At 70.8% G+C, this 20,673-nt stretch carries 22 protein-coding genes; 8 read left to right on the plus strand and 14 right to left on the minus strand.

The window, feature by feature from the left end; genetic code table 11:
* Positions 1-66: 66 nt before the first annotated feature.
* The gene (locus tag ACIP6U_RS19885; RefSeq protein ID WP_401719268.1) at positions 67-1,272 is read right to left on the minus strand and encodes a cytochrome P450; all 1,206 of its coding nucleotides are present in this window, start codon (positions 1,270-1,272) and stop codon (positions 67-69) included.
* A 999-nt stretch (positions 1,273-2,271) separates the two neighbouring features.
* On the opposite strand from ACIP6U_RS19885, the gene ACIP6U_RS19890 reads away from it, so the two are divergent.
* From ACIP6U_RS19890 to ACIP6U_RS19910, 5 genes are all read left to right on the plus strand, one after another.
* Positions 2,272-3,135, plus strand: a complete 864-nt coding sequence (locus ACIP6U_RS19890) for a helix-turn-helix domain-containing protein (RefSeq protein ID WP_401719271.1) — start codon at positions 2,272-2,274, stop codon at positions 3,133-3,135.
* Between the two features lie 218 nt (positions 3,136-3,353).
* A complete protein-coding gene (locus ACIP6U_RS19895; protein ID WP_401719274.1) occupies positions 3,354-3,755 on the plus strand; it encodes a hypothetical protein in 402 nt (133 codons plus the stop codon).
* A 64-nt stretch (positions 3,756-3,819) separates the two neighbouring features.
* Positions 3,820-4,764, plus strand: coding sequence for a hypothetical protein (locus ACIP6U_RS19900; protein WP_401719276.1), 945 nt, complete (start codon positions 3,820-3,822; stop codon positions 4,762-4,764).
* A gap of 187 nt (positions 4,765-4,951) precedes the next feature.
* Entirely contained in the window at positions 4,952-6,238 is a 1,287-nt protein-coding gene (locus ACIP6U_RS19905; RefSeq protein WP_401719279.1) for a hypothetical protein, read from the plus strand.
* Between the two features lie 34 nt (positions 6,239-6,272).
* Positions 6,273-6,677 carry a nuclear transport factor 2 family protein gene (locus ACIP6U_RS19910; RefSeq protein ID WP_401719282.1) on the plus strand — a complete coding sequence of 135 codons (405 nt, stop codon included), beginning with the start codon at positions 6,273-6,275 and terminating at the stop codon, positions 6,675-6,677.
* On the opposite strand, the gene ACIP6U_RS19915 is transcribed toward ACIP6U_RS19910, so the two are convergent.
* From ACIP6U_RS19915 to ACIP6U_RS19925, 3 genes are read right to left on the minus strand one after another with little or no spacing between them, the layout of a single operon-like run.
* Positions 6,662-6,847 (minus strand): DUF397 domain-containing protein, encoded by a 186-nt coding sequence (locus tag ACIP6U_RS19915; protein WP_401719284.1) that lies wholly within the window; start codon positions 6,845-6,847, stop codon positions 6,662-6,664. The genes ACIP6U_RS19910 and ACIP6U_RS19915 overlap by 16 nt on opposite strands.
* Entirely contained in the window at positions 6,844-7,035 is a 192-nt protein-coding gene (locus ACIP6U_RS19920) for a DUF397 domain-containing protein (RefSeq protein WP_401719287.1), read from the minus strand. The genes ACIP6U_RS19915 and ACIP6U_RS19920 overlap by 4 nt, the downstream gene beginning before the upstream one ends.
* Positions 7,036-7,887, minus strand: a complete 852-nt coding sequence (locus ACIP6U_RS19925; RefSeq protein ID WP_401719290.1) for a helix-turn-helix domain-containing protein — start codon at positions 7,885-7,887, stop codon at positions 7,036-7,038.
* Between the two features lie 220 nt (positions 7,888-8,107).
* Between ACIP6U_RS19925 and ACIP6U_RS19930 the strand changes: the two genes are divergently transcribed.
* Positions 8,108-8,530, plus strand: a complete 423-nt coding sequence (locus ACIP6U_RS19930; protein ID WP_401719292.1) for an ATP-binding protein — start codon at positions 8,108-8,110, stop codon at positions 8,528-8,530.
* A 321-nt stretch (positions 8,531-8,851) separates the two neighbouring features.
* Positions 8,852-9,787, plus strand: coding sequence for a GntR family transcriptional regulator (locus tag ACIP6U_RS19935; RefSeq protein ID WP_401719293.1), 936 nt, complete (start codon positions 8,852-8,854; stop codon positions 9,785-9,787).
* Here ACIP6U_RS19935 and ACIP6U_RS19940 read toward each other — a convergent pair whose 3' ends face one another.
* The 5 genes from ACIP6U_RS19940 to ACIP6U_RS19960 form a co-directional block, all read right to left on the minus strand.
* Positions 9,788-10,453, minus strand: a complete 666-nt coding sequence (locus ACIP6U_RS19940) for a response regulator (RefSeq protein WP_401719294.1) — start codon at positions 10,451-10,453, stop codon at positions 9,788-9,790.
* Positions 10,450-11,802 carry a sensor histidine kinase gene (locus tag ACIP6U_RS19945; RefSeq protein ID WP_401719297.1) on the minus strand — a complete coding sequence of 451 codons (1,353 nt, stop codon included), beginning with the start codon at positions 11,800-11,802 and terminating at the stop codon, positions 10,450-10,452. Before ACIP6U_RS19945 ends, ACIP6U_RS19940 begins: the two co-directional genes overlap by 4 nt.
* A 145-nt stretch (positions 11,803-11,947) precedes the next feature.
* Positions 11,948-12,832 carry an alpha/beta hydrolase family protein gene (locus ACIP6U_RS19950; protein ID WP_401719299.1) on the minus strand — a complete coding sequence of 295 codons (885 nt, stop codon included), beginning with the start codon at positions 12,830-12,832 and terminating at the stop codon, positions 11,948-11,950.
* Between the two features lie 200 nt (positions 12,833-13,032).
* Positions 13,033-14,238: a kynureninase gene (kynU, locus tag ACIP6U_RS19955; RefSeq protein ID WP_401719301.1), complete on the minus strand. Its 1,206-nt coding sequence runs from the start codon at positions 14,236-14,238 to the stop codon at positions 13,033-13,035.
* Positions 14,231-15,070 carry a tryptophan 2,3-dioxygenase family protein gene (locus ACIP6U_RS19960; RefSeq protein WP_401719304.1) on the minus strand — a complete coding sequence of 280 codons (840 nt, stop codon included), beginning with the start codon at positions 15,068-15,070 and terminating at the stop codon, positions 14,231-14,233. Before ACIP6U_RS19960 ends, kynU begins: the two co-directional genes overlap by 8 nt.
* A 136-nt stretch (positions 15,071-15,206) precedes the next feature.
* Here ACIP6U_RS19960 and ACIP6U_RS19965 point away from each other — a divergent pair, with 136 nt between their 5' ends.
* Positions 15,207-15,626 carry a DUF3151 domain-containing protein gene (locus ACIP6U_RS19965; RefSeq protein ID WP_401719306.1) on the plus strand — a complete coding sequence of 140 codons (420 nt, stop codon included), beginning with the start codon at positions 15,207-15,209 and terminating at the stop codon, positions 15,624-15,626.
* A gap of 18 nt (positions 15,627-15,644) precedes the next feature.
* On the opposite strand, the gene ACIP6U_RS19970 is transcribed toward ACIP6U_RS19965, so the two are convergent.
* From ACIP6U_RS19970 to ACIP6U_RS19990, 5 genes are all read right to left on the minus strand, one after another.
* Positions 15,645-17,111, minus strand: a complete 1,467-nt coding sequence (locus tag ACIP6U_RS19970) for an MFS transporter (RefSeq protein WP_401719309.1) — start codon at positions 17,109-17,111, stop codon at positions 15,645-15,647.
* Positions 17,112-17,202: 91 nt separating this feature from the next.
* The gene (fbaA, locus tag ACIP6U_RS19975) at positions 17,203-18,234 is read right to left on the minus strand and encodes a class II fructose-bisphosphate aldolase (RefSeq protein ID WP_401719312.1); all 1,032 of its coding nucleotides are present in this window, start codon (positions 18,232-18,234) and stop codon (positions 17,203-17,205) included.
* 113 nt (positions 18,235-18,347) lie between these two features.
* Entirely contained in the window at positions 18,348-18,896 is a 549-nt protein-coding gene (gene pyrE / locus ACIP6U_RS19980; protein ID WP_401719315.1) for an orotate phosphoribosyltransferase, read from the minus strand.
* 10 nt (positions 18,897-18,906) lie between these two features.
* Positions 18,907-19,695: an aldose 1-epimerase gene (locus tag ACIP6U_RS19985; RefSeq protein ID WP_401719317.1), complete on the minus strand. Its 789-nt coding sequence runs from the start codon at positions 19,693-19,695 to the stop codon at positions 18,907-18,909.
* Positions 19,696-19,782: 87 nt separating this feature from the next.
* A complete protein-coding gene (locus ACIP6U_RS19990) occupies positions 19,783-20,565 on the minus strand; it encodes an SRPBCC family protein (protein WP_401719320.1) in 783 nt (260 codons plus the stop codon).
* Positions 20,566-20,673 lie beyond the last annotated feature (108 nt).

Below are 20,673 nucleotides of genomic sequence, written 5' to 3' on the forward strand. Positions count from 1 at the left end.
ACACCACCCTGCCGAGCCATCCGCGACCACCGACCGGGTTCCATACGTGATCATCCGAACGGGTGATCACCCCACCTCGACGCTCAGCCCCTCCAACCCCCGGATCACGAAGTTCGGCTTGCGGACCGGCTCCTGCGCCAGGGCCAGTGTCGGCGCCCTCTCCAGCAACGCCCCCATGGAAGCCGCCAGTTCGATACGGGCCAGGGGGGCGCCGATGCAGTAGTGGATGCCGGCGGAGAAGGAGATGTGAGGGTTGTCCTTGCGGGACAGGTCGAGTCGGTCGGGGTCCGTGAAGACCTCGGGATCATGGTTCGCCGAACCGAAGAGCATGGCGATCTCCGCGCCCCGCGGGATGGTCGTGCCGTCGATCTCGATCTCGTCCAGGACCCAGCGTTCGAAGAGCTGGAGCGGGGTGTCGTAGCGCATCAACTCCTCCACGGCGGACGGGATCAGGGAGTGGTCGGCGCGCAGGGCGGTCAGCTGGTCCGGGTTGCGGAACAGCGCCGACCAGCCGTTCACCGTGGCGTTCACCGTCGCCTCGTGCCCCGCGTTCAGCAGCAGCACGCAGGTGGAGATCATCTCCTGCTCGGTGAGCCGGTCGCCCTCGTCGTGGGCCGCGATGAGGCCCGAGATGAGGTCGTCGCCGGGTTCCTTGCGGCGGGCGGCGATCAGCTCCAGCAGGTAGTCCGAGAACTCGACCGACGCGCGCACCGCCTTCGCCGCGGTCTCCTCGGACGGGCCCAGCTCGTACATCCCGCAGATGTCCGCCGACCAGGGGCGCAGCGGGGCGCGGTCGGACTCAGGGATGCCGAGCATCTCGGCGATCACGGCGACGGGGAGGGGCTCGGCGACGTCGGTGAGCAGGTCGCCGCCGCCCGAGGCGACCAGCCGGTCCACCAGCTCGCCCGCCAACCGGCTGACGTACGGCTTGAGTTGTTCGACCGTGCGCGGGGTGAACGCCTTCGAGACCAGGCGCCGGATGCGGGTGTGGTCCGGGGGCTCCAGGTCGAGCATCCCGTGGTCGTTGAGGGTGTGGAAGGGCTCCTGCTCCGGCGGCGGGGCCGTACGGCCGAAGTCCTCGTGCGTGAAGCGGTGTCGATACGTCCGCCCCAGGCGCCGGTCGCGCAGCAGCGCCGAGACGTCCGCGTGCCGGGGCACCAGCCACTGGTCGGTGGGCTCGTAGTAGTGCACGCGGCCCCGGGAACGCAGTTCGGCGTAGGCGGGGTAGGGGTCGGCGAGGAACGCCGGGTCCCAGGGATCGAAGGCTGCCATGCACGGACGGTAGACCGACGATCCCCGTCCTGACCAGCACTGTCTTACGGGCGAGTGTCCGCCGGCCGAGTGCCTGGCCGGGTCCTGGCCCGCCGGCGGCCGTCCCGGCGGCCTCCCAGCGGCTCCGTGTCGCCGCAGGCCACAGAGCCCACCGCCGTCCCACCGTCCCAGCGTGCCCGGAGCCCCTGGTGCCGCGCCCGGCCGTGCCGACAGCCTGTCGCCACTCGCCCGAACCCACAGGAGGAACCATGAGGAAACGCTGTATCACCGCCGTCGTCGCCGGCCTCGCGGCCACGGTCCTGGGATTCACGCCGGGCACGGCAAGCGCCGCCGACAACGACGTGCGCAGCGCGAGCACGACGGGCGCCTCCGTCTCGCTCACCGTCGACTGGACCGGTTCGGAGTCCTTCACCCTGCGCAACGTGAAGCTCAGCGACACCTCCTGCGACGCGCACCCGGTGTTCTTCTACGTCACCGTGCCGGGCTTCCAGTACCCGAACCACTGGAACACCGGCGGCTGCGGCTCCACCGCCACCTGGAGCGCCCTGCCGGGCAGCCTCGACGGCGGCATCCACAGCCTGTGGGTGACGGTCTGCCGCGACAACCCTGGACAACTGCAGCTCCTCCAGCGCGTCGATCAACCCGTACGACTGACCGCCCGACGGCGGACGTCGTCGGCGGCCCGCGTCCGAGCGACCGGACGGCTTCCGGGCCGCCGGACGCGGGCCCGCCGCGCGTCGACGGCATCCCGGACATCCGTACACCGGCCGGAACTTCCTCCTGCCCAACCCCATCCACCGCAGCGGGCACAGGAGTTGGGATACGCCAGGAGGTTCGACGCTCGGCACACCCGTTTCAGGAAGCCGTGCGGCTGCGCGGTGCGAGGTGGGCCGTCCGGTTCCGATCGGGCCCGGCGAGTCCCGTTCCGCCGGGTGCCAGCATGCCCTCGACCGCAGACCGACCGCAGATCGGCCAGAGATCGGCCACAGGGGGACGTACATGAGCGACTACGCATGCCCGAAAGGCACTTGGGAGAGTGTGCCCGGCCGCCCGACGGCGAGTCTGGGACCCGGCGTCCTGCGCTACCACGGTTTCCGGGCCCGCTTCAGCCGGCCGCGGCGGCGGCTGGAACTCCCCACCGGGATGGTGACCCTCGTCGTCGGATTCGACGAGCGACTCTCGCTGGACAACGCGCAGGGGTGCGGTGCCGCCCTGTACAGCGCGGTTCTCACCGGCGTGCAGGCGTCCGCCGGCACCGGTGGGCACCAGGGCCGGCTGTCCGGCATGGAGATCGTGATGACGCCCTGGGCCGCGTACCCGTTGCTGGGGGCGTCGATGCACGAGCTGGCCGGCCGTCATCTGGCGGCCGAGGACGTGCTGGGCCGCCGGCTCGGCACGCTCGCGGACGCGCTGGCCTCGGCACCGGACTGGCCCCGGCGCTTCGCCCTGGTGGACGCGGCCCTCACCGCGTGGGCGGCGGCGGGCCCGCCCTGTTCGCCGCGCGTCGCACAGGCCTGGTACGAGATGGGCGCGCGACGGGGCAACGTCACCACCGACGTGCTGGCCGATTCGGTGGGCTGGGGCCGCAGACAGCTGGAGAAGCGCTTCCGCGAACAGATCGGTGTCTCCCCGAAGACCGCCGGACGGATCGTGCGCCTCAACAACACCCTGCGCGCACTGGCCGCCGGCCATGGTCCGTGCGAGACCGCGGCGGCCGTCGGCTTCTCCGACCAGGCGCATCTGAGCCGGGAGTTCAAGGCGATGACGTCCCTCAGGCCACGCCAGTACGTGCAGGCGATCGCCGAGCACCGCGTCGTCGAGCGCGTCCCCGGGCACCCGACGAGCGTGCTGCTGGACCGTTGAGGGGCCGGGCGGAGGAGATGGGCTGAGGAGCCTGGCTGAGGCGCGGGCTCGGGATCCGGCCGAAGGGCCCACCCGGGATCCGGCGGATCCGGCGGATCCGGCGGATCCGACCGACAGTGCGCATTCCTTCAAGACCGCGCCGCCGCGCCGCTGTCAGTGTGCGGGGCGACGGGCGGACATCAACCGGTCCGTCCGCAGACCGAAGGGGGAATCATCCGATGAAGAGGACCTGGTCCGCGCTGGCGGCCTCGGCCGTCGTCGCCACCTCGCTGGTCGTCCTGGTCCCGGCCGCCGAGGCGGCGCCCCAGGCGTGCGCCACGGCGGAGATCCGCACCGGCTACCGGGGCCCGGGCACCGTCGTGAACAAGTCGTCCACGAGCTCCTGCAACGACCTCAACCTCACGGCCTCGTACGAGAACAGCGCGGCGACCAGTGATCTGTACGCGGGCTTCTACCGCAACTCCGCCGGCACCTGGATCCGCGGCTCCCGCGGCTACATCCGCGCCTACGACGGCACGCACAGCCCGTGGATCGTGCTGCTGTCCGACGTCAACAACGGTGTGCCGATGAGCGTCGGCAGCTACAACACGAGCAACGACATCGCCGACGTCGCGCACTGACCCAGCGGAACCCGGGGCCCACGCCCGCCGCGGGCCCCGGCTCCCGTCACAGAGAGGCTTCCCGGTGCCCTACCGCCTCCGCCCGGCGCAGTCGGTGCCGGCCGTGCTCGTGACGGCCGTGCTCCTGATGGTCGTGGCGATCGCCGGCTGCTCCCCGTCCGCGAGCCCCGCACCCCACCGGTCCGACCGGTCCGGCCAGTCCGACACGGCCCGCCGGACCACCGCGGCGGCCCGGCTGTCCCACGGGCTCCCCCACGACCCGATCCCCATGGTGCTCCCGGCGACCGGTGCCGATACCCGGCTGACCGTGGGTCTGGGCACCTTCGGCCAGACCGTCGGCGCGGCGGTGACCGCCCGTTGTGCCCAGGACGCCGGGCGCCCGCGGCCGCAGGGCCCGCCGCCCATGTTCGTCCGGCTCGGTACGCTGCCGGACCTCGACCTCCTGGAACGCGACGGCTTCAACGGCGGCCCCGCGCCCGATCTGCCGAGCGTCCTGCGGACCACCGCGGACTCCGCTTCCGCGGTGCCGGGCGCCGCCTCCGACGACGGAGTCGTCCGCCGCTGCGCCGCGGCCGGGGCCGACGCCGTACGCGGCCTCGACGCACTCGTCTCGCCCCTGCAGAGCAAGTGGTGGAACCGACTCGACGCACTGGCGGCCCGGCCGCAGGTGCGGCAGGTGCTGGCCGAGCTGCCGGAATGCCTGGAGCGACGGCACGACCTGCGGGTGAGCAGCGAGGACGACTTCTTCGCCCTGGTCGACAGCCGACTCGCGCGCCGGGCCGACGACGCCGACGCCTTCGCGGCGGAGGACCGCGAGCTGGCCGGTGCCTACGCCGACTGCATGCGCCCGGTGGAGGCGGTCCGCGAACCCCTGCGCGAGAAGCTGCGCGAGCGGTTCGTCGCGGAGAACAGCCACGAAATCGCCGCCCTCCGAGCGAAGTTGGGCCCGACCATGGAGCGACTGGAGAAACGCCACGGGGTCAGCTTCTCCTTCCCCACCCTGTCCTGAACGGGGAGGTCGAGGTGTGCGGGATGGTGACGCCACCCTGACCCGCCCTTGCCTCAACCTTTATGCGCGGACTACCCGGATTGCGCCATGGACATGGCAGCATGACGCCTTTGCTCGATCAGAGGAATCTGTGGGGGAAGCATTGAGAAAGTGGCGAACAGGTTTCGGTACGGCGGCAGTTGCCCTCATGGCGCTGATGGCGGCGGGGACTCCGGCTCAGGCCGCGCCGGGGGACGATCCCGGGCCGATCACCACCATCACCTCGGCGAGCGACCTGGCGAAGCTGACGTTGACCCAGCACCAGGTGCTGGGTTCGACGATCAGCAAGCTCGGCACTCACCTTGACAGCGTTGGTGTGGACGAGGTCCTCAAGAGTGCCAACCACCCGATGCGGAACAGGTCGTCGTGCCGCGCCACGGAGACCGGCGCGCTGCCCGTCCAGCCTGCCGCGTCGAACGCCTACTGCTGGGACACCGGCGACGACACCACCAGGGTGTTCCTGCCGCAGGGCCTGACCTCGTCCGGCGATGCCGACGACGACGGCATGTGGGGCACCAACAAGGTGATCGTCTCGGCCTGGGCGCACAACGACAGCCACGACTACAGCTGGCCGAAAGAGGACGCGCACCTGGCGCGGTTCGCGTTCATCGACGCGAACAACTCCAGCGCGTTCAAGTACCGCTGGGTGCTGCCGGTGATCCCGACCGAGGGCGGGGACAACTTCGCCAAGTTCGGCTCGCACGTGGGCGGCATCGTCTGGTTCGGCGACAAGCTCCTCGTCACGGCGTGGGACAGGGACCACAGCCACAACGCGCTGTACGTCTTCTCGATGGCGCACATCTTCCAGGCCTCGGTGAACGCCCACGAGATCGGCAAGGTCAGCGGCGGCTACTCGGCGCACGGCTACCAGTACATAATGCCCGCGATCGGCTCCTACAGCCTGGGCACGGACTACTGCGACCCGGACACCTCCGACAACCTGCCGTGCTTCGCCTCGATCACACTGGATCGCACCACCAGCCCGTTCACCATCGTGGCCAACGAGTGGTTCTCGTCCGGCGGCAGCACACCCGGCCGGATCTTCCGCTACAAGCTCGCCGCGCCCGGCGGTGAGATGCCCCTCGTCACCTCCGGAGGCAAGGCGACCACATCGGCGGCCTTCAAGACCAAGGCAGTCGGGTTGCAGTCGGTGCTCGCGCACGACAACGTCTTCTACGCCAACGACGCGCGCGGCGGCCGGGGCCAGCACGGCATCCTGTGGCAACTGAGGAACAGCACGACGACGTGGCAGGGTTGCAGCGGCACCGACTCGGAAAAGGCCTGCTGGGCCCAGCATGCCGAGGGCGCGTCCCTGTGGTGGAGCACCCAGCAGATGTGGTCCCAGACCGAGTGGGCGGCGGACGCCAACGCGCACTGGATCGGGGACCCGATTCCGGAACGGGTGCTGTTCTCGGTCCCGTTGAACGGTTTCTGACGGAGCGGCCGGGCCGGCGGTAGCGTCTTGCTCCATGACGACGGAATCACCGGCCCAGACCGTACAACGACTGTTCCCCCTGCTCGCCGAGGGTAAGAGCACGGAGGCGGCGGCCCTGTTCGCCGACTCCGTGTCCTTCTCGATCCCGCACCCGCCCGGCATCCCGTGGGTACCGGACGTCGACTCGGCGGACGGCATGCGGACGTTCTTCGAACTGCTGGGCACGCATGTCCAGGGCAAAGAGCTCGACCTTCGCCAGATCATCTCCGACGGCGACGACGTGGTCCTCCTCGGCCGCATGGTCTCCGAGGTCAGGAAAACGGGCCGCGACATCGACACGGCGTTCGCCCTGCACGTCACGGTCCAGGACGGCCGGATCACCCGCTACCACCTGTACGAGGACACGTACGCGGTCGCCAGGGCCTACTTCGACGAGTGATCGCCCTTGAGGTGATCGACGAACGCGGAGAAGGAGGCGGTGGGGAAAGAGAGGGTGGCGCGAGAGGGGAACTTACTGTCGCGGACGGCCGTGCGGGTGGGGAGGCTGGCTATCTCGACGCAGGTGTCACCGTCGCCGCCGCTGGAGTACGTGGACTTACGCCAGTTCATCGGAGTTCCTCCACGGAGCTGGCCTTGAGGTGGTCGACCAGCGCGGAGAAGGAAGCAGTGGGAAAGGAAAGGGTCGCGCGGCTGGGGAACTTGGAGTCACGGACGGCCGTGCGGGTGGGGAGAGTGGCTATCTCGACGCAGCTGTCGCCGTCGCCACCGCCGGAGTGGGAAGACTTTCGCCAGTACATTCAGAGCTCCTTCGTCATACGGTGGATGAAGTCCTGCGACGCAGCAGGCCCCAGAGTTGCTGCCTGCACCGTACGGAAAAGCCTGCGAAGTTGTCTCAGCTGAGGCGGCGCATCGACGAACGCAACGCCGGTAGGGGCGTCCCGCTGGCCTGTGTCCAACTCGGGTACCGGACCTCCCAGGTACATCATCGAGGCTCCCGCACCAGCAAAGCCTTCTCGCTCCACGGGAATGACACGCACGGCAACCTGCCCGGCTTCGATCTTGTCCAGGATGAAGCGCAGTTGGGAGCGCGACGCCTGACGGTCCGCCACATGAATCCGCAGAGCGAACTCATGGATGATCGATTCGTAGGGAACCGGAGCATCACTCTCGATGACTGCCCGGCGTTGCATCCGTTGATCGACACGGAGAGCCACTTCGACCTCGGGCAACTCGGGACGCGTATACGTGAAAACTGAGCGGGCGTAGTCGGCGGTCTGCAGTAGCCCGGGAACGTGCGTGATCACAATCTCGCGCAGGAATGTCGCGTGATGTTCGATCTCGGCAGTGTCCAGGAACGCTGGTGGCAGCACTCCTCGGTACTCCTCCCACCAGCCACGAGTCCGATCGGTGGCCATTGCCACCAACGCGTCGATCAACGCCTCATCGGTACAGGCGTAATGAGCCGCGAGCCGCCGCACCCGCTCCTCGCTGGCTCCGGAGAGTCCCAACTCCACCTGACTTATCTGGGCCGAGGTCGAATTCAGCAGCTCGGCAACCTCGCGCGCCTTCAGTCCTGCGGCCTCCCGTAACCGACGCAGTTCGGTGCCCAGCCGCACCTGCCTCGCGGTCGCGTGACTCCTCGGTGCCATGCACGCTCCTCAACACCCCTGCTCTGATGCCTCTTTCAGGTGTCAGGCTACGCCAACAGGTTGCGAGAGGAGTAATTACTCCTCTACCGTCGGTGACGTGACACACACGCTGCGCAAACTCCGAGGTACCGGAAGCGCACCGCCCCGTCATGCCATGACGAGCGCGGCACTGCCACTGGTCACTCCCCCTCAACTCCCTCCTCCCCCACCGGAGTCAGCCATGCCCGAACACGAATCCGCCCCCTGGGAGTACTCCCTCTACATCCCCAACGACCCCCGCGCCGTCACCGTCTGCCGCCGTACCGTCCGTCTCGTCCTCACCCTGCACGGCCTGATCGCCCTGGCCGACACCGCGGAGCTGCTCGCGGCAGAGCTGGTCTCCAATGCCGTACGCCATACGAAGGGCCCCGCCGCGCTGCGGATGCGCTGGGCGCCCGGCGTCCTACAGGTCGGCGCATGGGACGCGGACCCCGAACCACCGCCGCCCCCAAGGCAGTTGGAGGAGGTCTCGGACCTCGCCGAGAAAGAGGACGGCCGAGGTCTCCTCCTGGTCCGCAGCTGCGCCGACCTCTGGGGCTGGCAACCCCTGTCCCGGTTCGGCAACCGCGGCAAGTACGTGTGGTGCGAACTGGCGACGGCCTGAAACGCCCGCCACGTCAACGGCTCTGCGCCCACCAGACGAACCCGGCGACCGCCGCACTGCCCAGGGCCGTACTGACACCGCGTACGACCCCGAACAGAGCGGTCCGCCCAAGTCGCCGGGCGGTACGCCCATTTCGAGTCCTGTCGCTCACGTGAACCCCCGTGGATGCCGAGCGGAGCAACGACGTCACGCTGCTTGTTGCCCATTGGAGGGGTGCCGGCGAGTTGGTGCCACAGATGTCGTGACGGTCCGGATTCCGGACTTCTACACTCCAAGTTGGTCGGAACTTCCGACTCGCACGCGGCGGGCTGGGAGCAACGCATGGCGTCACCCACGATGAGGGCCTTCTCCGACTTATGGGATGCGGCGCGCACCCGTCGAGCCGCCGCAGGAAGCCGCGTGACCCTGCACGGCGTCCGGAAGGAGACCGGAGTCCCGGTGGCTACCCTGAGCGACTGGCGCACCGGACACCACGCCCCACGCGACGCCGACCGATTCCTGGAGGTCGTGCGCCTCCTGTGCCAGTGGGCCGAACTGCCCGCCCCGGATGTCCGCGAGTGGATCCAGCTGGTCGAACCGAGGAACAACTCGGGCGCCCCCAAGGGCCATTCGACGAACAACTCCACGGACAGCACGCTGTGGACGACGTCCATGGTCGGGCTCGCGGACCGACTCTCGCTCGGTTTCTCCGAACGGCACGTGGAAGTTGACGCGCTGTGCCTGACGGGTCAATCGCTGTCCCTGGCCGCGGCGAGACCGCTTCAGGACATCCACGCGGGAAGAGTCCTCCCCGAGAAGGTCTCTCTTCGCGTCCTGGTGCCGAGCCGAGACATAAACCTGGCATTCCCGGTTCCGGTGGAAGCGGACTACGACATCAGCGACCAGCTGCATCGACGCTGGCTGATGAGACGCAACGCCCATGCACAGTCGCTGCGAACGTCGCTGGAATCGCTCCGCTCCACCCATGGCATCGACGTGGACGTGAGATTCCGCGCCGTGCCCTTCACCCCCGTGGTGGAGCTCTACCTGATCAACGGATCCGAAGCGCTCTTCTCCTACTGCGTCGCCACTCGGCGCGGGGAGGACATCGACGGTCAACCGCGGGAGTTCTTCGACGTGATGACAGAGTTGTCGCTGCAGAGACGGTTCACCTCGGACACGGCCGGTTCCGCCGACGCGGCTTTCGTCGAACAGTCGCACCTGTGGTTCAACGCCCTGTGGGAAACGGTCTCCACGGAGGCCGTAACCACCAATTGACTACCCCGGCGTCACCAGTCGCGCCTCATAGGCGAACACCGCCGCCTGCGTCCGGTCCCGCAGGCCCAACTTCACCAGGATCCGGCTGACATGGGTCTTGATCGTCGACTCCGCCACCACCAGCCGTCCGGCGATCTCCGAGTTGGACAGGCCCTGGGCGATCAGGACCAGGACCTCCGTCTCGCGGTCCGTGAGGTCGCCGTAGGCCGCGTGGGCGGACGGCATCAGGCGCGGGGTGTCGGAGAGTTTGGAGAACTCGGTGATCAGGCGGCGGGTGACCGAGGGGGCGAGGAGCGCCTCGCCGGAGGCCACCACCCGGACGCCCTCGGCGAGTTGGCGGGCCGAGGCGTCCTTGAGGAGGAAGCCGGAGGCACCCGCGCGCAGCGCCTGGTAGACGTACTCGTCGAGGTCGAAGGTGGTCAGGACCAGCACCTTCGCGGTCGCGTCCGCCGCGACGATCTCCTTCGTCGCCTCGATGCCGTTCAGTTCGGGCATGCGGATGTCCATCAGAACGATGTCCGGGGCGAGTTCACGCACCCGCTGCACCGCCTCACGGCCGTTCACCGCCTCGCCGACGACCTCGATGTCCGGCATGGCGTTCAACAGCACCGAGAAGCCCTCGCGCACCATCATCTGGTCGTCCGCGATCAGGACGCGGATGGTCATGCCGCCCCCTCGCCCGCGGCGGTGGCGGCCGGCACCGGCAGGAACACCGCCACCTCGTAGCCTCCGTCGTCCGTCGCGCCCGCCGTCATCTCGCCGTTCAGCATGGAGACGCGCTCGCGCATGCCCGTGATGCCGTGGCCGGCCCCGGGCGAGGGCTTGACCAGGGACGGCGCGGGCGGCGGAGCGTTGACGATCCGCACGCCGAGCCCGCCGAGGACGTACCCGATCTCCACCCGCGCGCTCGCCCCCGGCGCGTGCCGCAGGCTGTTGCTCAACGCCTCCTGGACGATCCGGTACGCCGACAGCTCGACGCCCTGCGGGAGTTCGCGCACCGCGCCGGTGACGACCTTCTCGACGGACAGCCCGGCGTCGCGCACGTTGGCGAGCAGTCCGTCGAGGTCCGCGAGGGTGGGCTGCGGGGCGTCCGGGGCCTCGTAGTCCTCGGCCCGTACGACGCCCAGGACGCGGCGGAGTTCGGTCAGGGCCGCCACCGCGTTCTCCCTGATCGTGACGAACGCGCGCTCCAGCTCCGGCGGCGGGTTCTCCACCCGGTAGGGCGCGGCCTCGGCCTGGATGGCGACCACCGACATGTGGTGGGCGACCACGTCGTGCAGCTCGCGGGCGATCGTCGTGCGCTCCTCCAACAGCGTGCGCCGGGAGCGCTCGTGCGCGGTCACCGTCTGCTGCGCGGTCACCTCCTGCCGGGCCTCGCGGCGGATCTGCCAGACGGTCACGCCGAGCAGGATCACGGCGGACAGGAACAGCATCGGCGCGGTGTCCGAACTGAAGGCGTGGCCGCCGGCGAAGGTGCCGACGCCGATGCCGTACACCGCGGTCAGCGCCCACATCCAGGCGGCCGTGCGCGGCCGGGTGCGTATCGCGACGATCGTGAGCACGGCCAGGTGGCAGACGAAGCTGCCCGCCAGCCACGGCCAGTCGTCGTCCCACTCGTTGCCCAGCATGGTGGCGACCGGGGTCGCGGCCATGGACAGCCAGAACGCGCCGACCGGCCGCACCATGGTCAGCAGCACCGGCACCAGGGTGAGCAGGCCGAGGAACAGGTTGGTGACCGGGCCGCGGATGCCTTCGCTGGTCGCGATGAACATCGCGATCAGGCCGATCGCGAGGATCAGGACGTGCGGGCTCCAGGCCGCGTACTCCCGCGCCCGGCCCCTGAGGCGGCGGGTCAGCGGGCCGTCCGCGGAACGGGCCAGCGGGCGGAAGGCGAGGCCGTCGTCGAACAGGTCCTGCCGCAGCCCCCGCAGGGCGTCCGCGGCCAGCCGGAACTCGGGGCTGCGCGCCGCCGCCCCGCCCGGCGTCTTCGTCTGCATCTGGGTCGTCTCGGTCACGCGAACAAACGTAAGCGGGCCCGGCGCCCCGGTCGTCACCTGTGAGGAGGGTCCTGCGCCCTCCGTCTCAGGTACTACGGGCTCATCCTGTACGCGGGTACCGGGCGCCGCCCCTGACGTATGCCGCCCCGATGCGCGGGCCGGCTCAGAACGCCAGCTGCGCGATCTCCTCCGCGACCACCGCGCACGCGTCCGCCGCCGGGTCGATCAGCGGGAAGTGGCCGACGTCCTCCAGCAGCGTGAGGCCCACCACCTCGCCGGCCTTCGCCGCCGCGTCGGCGTACGCCTCGGCGACCGCCTGCGGGACGACGAGGTCGCTCCGGCCCTGGACCAGCGTGGTCGCGATGCCGGTGGGGAGCAGGAGGGCGGGGTCCGCGTACGGCCTGCGGTCCGCGAAGTGCTCCTCACCGCCCAGGAGTTGGAGCGAGGCGTTGCCGCAGACGTCCAGCTTCTCGGCGACCTCGAAGTCGGCGATCGGGGCGAGGGCGACGACTCCGCGCAGCGCGGCGGGGCCGCCGGTGCGCCAGGGGGCGTCGGCCGGCAGGACGTGCCGGGACGCGGCCCACAGCGCCAGGTGCCCGCCCGCCGAGTGACCGACCAGCACGGTACGGCGCGGGTCGGCCTGCGGCAGCGCCTCGCGGACCAGGCCGGGCAGCGCGTCCAGCGCGGCGGCGATGTCGTCGAAGGTGTCCGGCCACCGCCCGGCGACCGGCCCCGCGCCGCCCTGCGCGGGAAGCACGCCCCCGCGCCGGTACTCGACGCTGGCCACCGCGAACCCGCGACGGGCCAGGAAGTCCGCGAAGGGCGAGAGATGACGGCGGTCGTACGGGGCCCGCCAGGCGCCGCCGTGCAGCGCGACGACCAGCGGGGCGGGTACGCCGGCGATCTGCTCGGCACGCGGGGCGTAGAAGTCGATCACCTGGTCGGGGTGGTCGCCGTACGTCCCGGTGGAGTCGGGGTCGACCGCCGGGTGCGAGAAGGCCGACTCCTCTTCCGCGGCGGCCCGGGATGCTGCGGCGTCGTCGGGCATGCTCCAACCTCTCAGCGACGATGGGTACCTCCCAGGCTTTCGGCACTGGGGGAGGATTTCGCGGACCACGTACGAAACAGGCCGTTGGCGGGGACGCTACCAGGCCCGTGACGTGCGTGGACACGCGGATGTCACGCACGGTGAGGGATAAACGGTTCTGTACCGGACCCTCGCCGCATCGTCGAGAGGTGGAACGCGCGTTACCCGAGCACCTCCCCCAACACCCGTGCCGCCCGCTCGACATCGGCGAAACCGACGTACAACGGCGTGAAACCGAAACGGAGTACGTCGGGGTGCCGGAAGTCGCCCACCACACCCCGCTCGATCAGCCGCTTCATCACGTCCCCGGCGTCCGAACAGCGCAGCGCCACCTGGCTGCCGCGCTCCCCGTGCGCGACCGGCGTCAAGGACTCCACCCGCCCCGCCGGCGCGTACGCGGCCACGCACTCCAGGAAGAAGTCCGTCAGGGCAAGGGACTTGGCCCGCACGGCCTCGATCGGGACCCCGTCCCAGACCTCCAGGGCCGCCTCCAGGGCGAGCATGGAGAGGATGTCCGGGGTGCCGACCCGACCGCGCAGGGCGCCGTCGGCCGGGGCGTACTCGCTGCGCATGCCGAACGGCTCGACGTGCGAGTTCCAGCCGGGCAGCGGCGAGTCGAACCGGTCCTGGAGGTCGCCGCGCACATACAGGTACGCGGGTGAACCCGGGCCGCCGTTCAGGTACTTGTAGGTGCAGCCGACCGCGAGGTCGACGCCGTGCTCGTCGAGCCCCACCGGCAGCGCGCCCGCGCTGTGGCACAGGTCCCAGACCGAGACCGCGCCCGCCGCACGCACCGCGGCCGTCAGCGCGGGCAGGTCGTGCAGCCGCCCGGTGCGGTAATCGACGTGGTTGAGCAGCACGGCGGCGGTACGGTCGCCGAGCGCCGCCGGCACCTCGGCCGGGGTCACCGGCCGCACCGTGCAGCCCGTCATCCGGGCCGCCGACTCGGCGATGTACCCGTCCGTGGGGAAGGTCGTCGCGTCGACGACGATCTCGTCCCGGCCGGCGCCGTCCGCCATCCGCACGGCCGCCACAAGTGCCTTGAAGACATTGACACTTGTCGAGTCGCCCACCACGATCTGCCCGGCCGCGGCCCCGACCAGCGGGGCGATCCGGTCACCGATCCGCTCGGGCGCGGTCCACCACCCGCTCTCGTCCCAGGACCGGATCCGCAGCTCGCCCCACTGTCGGCGGACCACGTCCTCGACCCGTCCGGGGACGGCGGCGGGCAGCGCGCCGAGCGAGTTCCCGTCCAGGTAGACAACCTCGTCGAGGACGAACTGGCCGCGTACGCCCGCGAGTTCATCATCGGCGTCCAGCTTCTCGGCCTGCACGGCCTTCTCTGCCTGCACGGCGGACTCAGACATGGGACCTCGCCGTCCACAACTCGGGGAACACGTTCTTCTGCGCCCGCTTCTCCAGCCAGGCCACTCCGGCGGAGCCGCCGGTCCCGGTCTTCGCGCCCATCGCGCGCCGGGTGGCGACGAGATGGTCGTTGCGCCATCGCCACACCAGCTCGGCGACATCGGTCAACGCCTCGCCGAGGCGGGCGAGTTCATCACCGGGGTCCCCCGCGTACAGGTCGGTCCACACCGCCTCCACCTCGGGCGACGGCTCGTAGCGCAGCGACACGTCCCGCTCCAGCACCGCCGCCGGGACCGCGTGCCCGCGCCGGTCGAGCAGCCGCAGCACCTCGTCGTACAGGCTCGGCTCGTGCAGGGCCTTCTCCAGTTCGGCGTGGACACGGGGTGCGCCGCGGTGCGGCACGAGCATCGACCCGGACTTCTCGCCGAGCAGGAACTCCATGCGACGGTACATCGCCGACTGGAAGCCGGAGCCCTCGCCGAGGGCGGCCCGGTAGGAGTTGAACTGGGTCGGCGTGAGCTGGCCGAGCGGTCGCCAGGAGGCGTTCAGCGCCTCCAGTTCCCGTACCGACCTCTTCAGCGCGTCGACCGCGACCGGCACCCGGTCCTCGCGCAGGGCCCGCGCGGCGGTCTCCCACTCGTGCACGATGACGGTGAACCACAGCTCCATGACCTGGGTGGTGACCAGGAAGACCATCTCGCCGGGGTCGTCGGAGCGGGTGTGCTGGAGGTGGGTGAGGACGTCCGCCTGGACGTAGTCCTCGTACGGGGTCGTCCCCTGGAAGTCGAGATGCGGGGCCTCGGGCTCCTGGGTTTCCTGAGCCTCGTGGGACATCGCTGTCTCCTGTTGTGCTCCGGGTAGCGGTCCGCCCCTGCCGATGCCGACACGGGGGCCCCGGTCCCCACCCGCATCCTCCACAATCGCCCCCCGCCCCGGCAACCCCACCCCGCGGCGGTGGCAGACTTCCCTCATGACCACCCACACGAACCTGCTCGGCGGCCCCGACCCCACGCTCCTGCCCGCCGACGAGGCGGCCTACCGCCTGCTGGACGAGGAGTCCCTCGCCCCCGCCGAGGTAGCCGCGCAGCACCCGACCTTCTCGCTCGCCTGGGCGCTGCTCGCCGAGGACGCGTTCGCGGGCGGCCGGGTGATCGAGTCCTACGCGTACGCCCGTACCGGCTACCACCGCGGCCTGGACGCCCTGCGCCGCAACGGCTGGAAGGGCCACGGCCCGATCCCCTGGACCCATGCGCCCAACCGGGGCTTCCTGCGCTGCCTCGCCGCCCTCGCCCGCGCCGCCGAGGCGATCGACGAGAAGGAGGAGTCGGACCGCTGCCGCCAGTTCCTGCGCGACAGCGACCCGCAGGCGTTCACGGAACTGCTGGGCTGACCTGAGCTCGAAACCCCGTCAGGAGAGCTTCCCCGCGTTCCGGTCCGCCTCCAGCGGCGGCGCCATCACGTTGCCGTGCGTACGGCATTCCGGGCGGCGGCAGTCCGGCGGTGGGCGGCGGACGGTCGCGAAGGCGATCACCGCGCCGACCGCCAGGACTCCCGCGCACAGCAGCATCGCGGTGTGGAAGGCGTCGTCGAAGGCGTTCGCGGAGCGGTAGGCCTCCGGGCCCATGCCGGCCAGCAGCGGCAGCGCGGCGACCGCGATCAGGCCTGCCGCGCGGGCCGCCGCGTTGTTGATGCCGCTGGCCAGGCCCGCCCGTGTCACGTCGACGGAGGCGAGCACCGTGGCGGTCAGCGGGGCGACCAGGGTGACCATGCCGAGGCCAAGCACCAGCAGGGCCGGCAGGACGTCGGCGAGGTAGGAGGCGCCGGGCCCCACCCGCAGCATCAGCAGCATGCCCGCCCCGCACAGCAGCGGGCCCACCGTGAGCGGGATGCGCGGGCCGATGCGGTCGGCGAGGGCGCCCGAGCGGGCGGAGAGCAGCAGCATCAGGATGGTCGTGGGCAGCAGCGCCGTGCCGGCGGCCAGGGCCGACCAGCCGACCGCGACCTGGAGTTGCAGGGCGGCCAGGAAGAAGAAGCCGCTGAAGCCCGCGTAGACGCAGAGGGTGACCACGTTGACCGCCGTGAACTGGCGGGAGCCGAAGATGTCCAGCGGCATCATCGGATCGGGTCTGCGCCGCTCCACGAGCACGAAGGCGACCCCCGCCGCGACCCCGGCGACCGCCGTGAGGACCACGACGACCGACCCCTCGCGGGCCTCGATCAGCGCGTACGTCACCAGCGCCAGCGCGAGGGCGCCCAGGGCCGCGCCGAGCACGTCGAAGCGTCCGTGGCTGCGGCCGTCCATCGACTCCGGCACATGGCGGACCGCGATCGGCGCGCAGAGCAGGGCCAGCGGCACGTTGATCAGGAAGACCCAGCGCCAGCCGGGCCCGTCCACCAGCCAGCCGCCCAGGAACGGCCCCACGGCGGCCCCGACGCCACCGAAGCCGGACCACAGACCGACCGCACGGGCCCGGTCGTCGGGGTGGAAGGAGGCCTGGATGAGTGCCAGCGAGCCGGGCGTCAGGAGGGCCCCGCCGATGCCCTGGAGGGCGCGCGCGGCGACCAGGATGCCGACGTTCGGCGCCAGACCGCACAGCAGCGAGGCGGTCGCGAACCAGACGACACCGATCACGAAGATCTTGCGGCGCCCGTAGTGGTCGCCGAGGGAGCCGCCGAGCAGGATCAGTCCGGCCAGCGTGAGCATGTACGCGTTGACCGTCCACTGGAGCGCGGCCAGATCGGCGTCCAGATCGCGGCCGATGCGGGGCAGGGCGACGTTGACGACGGTCGAGTCCACCATGGCCATGCTGGAGCCGAGCACGGTGGTGAGCAGGATCCACTTGCCTTGGGGCGAGGCCAGCCGCACATCGGACATGCCCTAGGTATACAGCGAGCCCGGCGCCGTAGACAGCGCCGGGCTCGTGGTGAAATGCCGTTGCTCGATCTTCGTACCGGACGACCGCCGGTTACTTGATCTTCGTGCCCGTGGACCGCAGGTTGCCGCAGGCCTCGGTGACGCGCTTGGCCATGCTGGCCTCGGCGAGCTTGCCCCAGGTGCGCGGGTCGTAGGTCTTCTTGGAGCCGACCTCGCCGTCGACCTTCAGGACGCCGTCGTAGTTGCGGAACATGTGGTCCGCGACGGGACGCGTGAAGGCGTACTGGGTGTCGGTGTCGAGGTTCATCTTCACCACGCCGTTCTCCAGCGCGGTGGCGATCTCCTCCTCCGTGGAGCCGGAGCCGCCGTGGAAGACGAAGTTGAACGGCTTGCTGCCGGCCGGCTGACCGTACTTGGCGGCGACGCCCTCGTTCAGCTCCTTGAGCAGCTCGGGACGCAGGACGACGTTGCCCGGCTTGTACACGCCGTGCACGTTGCCGAAGGAGGCGGCCAGCAGGTAGCGGCCCTTCTCGCCCAGGCCGAGCGCCTCGACGGTACGGATCGCGTCCTCGACCGTGGTGTAGAGGGAGTCGTTGATCTCGTGCGAGACACCGTCCTCCTCGCCGCCGGTCGGGGTGATCTCGACCTCGAGGATGATCTTCGCGGCGGCGGCGCGGGCCAGCAGCTCCTGCGCGATGGCGAGGTTGTCGGCGAGCGTCTCGGCCGAGCCGTCCCACATGTGCGACTGGAACAGCGGGTTGCCGCCGGCCTTCACGCGCTCCTCGGAGACGGCGAGCAGCGGGCGTACGTACCCGTCGAGCTTGTCCTTGGGGCAGTGGTCGGTGTGCAGCGCGACGGTCACCGGGTACTTCTCGGCGACGATGTGCGCGAACTCGGCCAGCGCGACCGAGCCCGTCACCATCTCCTTGCTGTACTGGCCGCCCAGGAACTCGGCGCCACCCGTGGAGATCTGGACGATGCCGTCGCTCTCCGCGTCGGCGAAGCCGCGCAGCGCCGCGTGCAGGGTCTGGGTCGAGGTGACATTGATGGCCGGGTAGGCGAACTTGCCTGCCTTCGCCCGGTCGAGCATCTCGTTGTAGACCTCGGGGGTTGCGATGGGCATCTGTCCGCTCCTTGGTATGTGCGGGTTGGCGTGCTGGCTGCGTCCTACGGCCCTGACCTAGACCTTGGGAGTGACGTCATCGTCGGCCCCATCTTTCCAGACGGGCGGCCGGGTCAGTCCAGGCCCAGGTCGTCCTTGGAGTACGCGTACAAGTACGGCACCCCCGCGCCCTTCTCGATCTTCTCCGCGGCGCCGGTCGCACGGTCCACGATCGTCACCACGGCCACGACCTCCGCACCCGCCTCACGCACCGCCTCGACGGCGGTCAGCGGGGAGTCGCCGGTGGTGGAGGTGTCCTCGACGACCACCACCCGCCGCCCCGCGATGTCGGGACCCTCGACCCGCCGCTGCATCCCGTGCGCCTTGGCCGCCTTGCGTACGACGAAGGCGTCGACCCGCTTCCCCCGGGCGGCGGCCGCGTGCAGGATCGCGCCGGCGACCGGGTCCGCGCCCATGGTCAGCCCGCCCACCGCGTCGAAGTCCAGCTCGGCGGTCAGGTCGAGCAGCACCTGACCGACCAGCGGGGCGGCCTCGCCGTCGAGGGTGACGCGGCGCAGGTCGACGTAGTAGTCCGCCTCCAGCCCCGACGACAGGGTCACCTTGCCGTGCACCACGGCCTTGTCCTTGATCTGTTGCAGCAGCGCGCCACGTACGTCCGTCATACCGGCCAGCTTAGAGGCGGCGCCAGGCCCAGGTCATCGTGGCTTCCAGCGGCTCCAGCGGGGTGACCAGCCGGGGCAGGCTGTTCAGCCCGTCGGGCGGCCCGGTCTGCGGCTCCACGCAGACGGCGGCCTCCTGCTCGTCGTACACGACGACCCACTCCTCCGGGCTGGCCACCTTCAGCTCCAGCTCCCCCGGCCAGGTCAGCGTCACATCGACCCCGCCGGGCATCCCGAAGCAGTCGTCCCACGGCCCGGCCTTCGGCTCGATCCGTGTACCGGTGGGCAGGTGATCGTCCCCGCGCTCCTCCTGCCAGGCAGCCGAGAAGTCGACCTGGACGTCCTCGCCCCCCAGGTTCCGGTTGAACCACGGGTGCCAGCCGATCTGCGCCGGGAAGGAGGAGTCGTGCGCCTCCACGGCCATGGTCAGCGTGAGGGAGTCCGGCGTGAGGTCCAGCTGGTGGGTGACCCGTCCGGGCCAGGGCCAGGGCTCGACCAGGTCGTACGTGATGACGGCCGCGTCGGCGCTTCGGCGGGCCACGCGCCAGGCGCCGTCGCGGACGGTGCCGTGGATGGCGTGCGGCGGGGAGTTGAGGGGCATCTGGTGGACGGTGCCGCCGTTGCGGAACCGGCCGTCCCTGATCCGGCCGCACCAGGGCACCATCGGGAAACAGCCGAACCGCTCGCCCTGGCGCAGCAGTTCGACGCCTCCGACGCGAAGCCCGCCCACCCGGCCGCCGTTGCCCGGCTGCACGGTCACCTCCGCGTCGCCCGCGGTCAGCGTGATGTCTTCGTTGCTCACGGGATGACAGTACTGGGGTGGTGGGGCGGTGGTGCAGACCACTTGGAGTGTGCGCGGAGGTTGGGCGCGATCAGGACGGTCCGTGGCTCAGCGACGCTTGCGGAGGGCCCGGGTCACCACGATCGCCGACGCCAGCGCGAGTGCCGCCGCCGGGGCCGCCCAACGGAGGGACGAGCCGGGGGAGATGGTCTGCGGGGCCGGTACGGGGGCGTAGCGGCCGCGCGGCGGGGCGTGGTCGACCTCCTCCGCGCTGCGGCCGATCATCGTGCGGCGGGCGTGCGCGGCTTCGGCGGGGGGTTCGGAGGGTTCCGCGTAGATCTCCGCGGGAATCGGGGCCGGGTCGGGGGTCGGGTCCGGGAGCAGGTCGTCGACCTCGGCCACCGGATCGAGCGCCGGCGGCGGGACCTCGGTGTCGAGGACGGACGGTTCGGGGGTCTCCTCCGGTGCCGTCACCGTCGTACCCAGGTTCTCCGCGAAGCGGTCCAGCAGCCGGGTCGCCGCCGCGGCCACGGAGTCCGCCGGCAGTTCCATCAGGCGGCCGTCGGCCGAGGCGGTGCCCTCGACGGCGAGGGTGCAGCCGCCGTCGGCCTCCGACACCCGCAGGGTGAGGGCGAGTTTGACCGAGCCGGTGCCGCGCGCCTCGGTGGCGTCGCCCTCGGCGGTGTACGTGCCGTCGTCCTGCGCGGTGACGCGGACCGTGCCGCGGTAGGTGACGGAGTGGCTGCCGACGCGCACCTTCAGCCGGCCGCTGACGGGGGCCGCACCGGCGTCCTGCTGAAGTCCGGGAACCGCGCGGGCCACGCGTGCGGGGTCGGCGAGGGCGTCCCGCAGGTGGGCGGGGGGAACCGGAACGAACACCTCATGCTCCATGTGGGCCGAGGTTACCGGGGAGTGCGGAGACTGGCCCCACGTTGCCTGAAAAGTACCCGGCGCTCGTGTCGCCGTCGTACTCAAACGCCGGACGGGCTGAAGGACACA

It is taken from the genome of Streptomyces sp. NPDC088794, from assembly GCF_044750545.1.
In the GTDB taxonomy this organism is placed as follows: domain Bacteria; phylum Actinomycetota; class Actinomycetes; order Streptomycetales; family Streptomycetaceae; genus Streptomyces.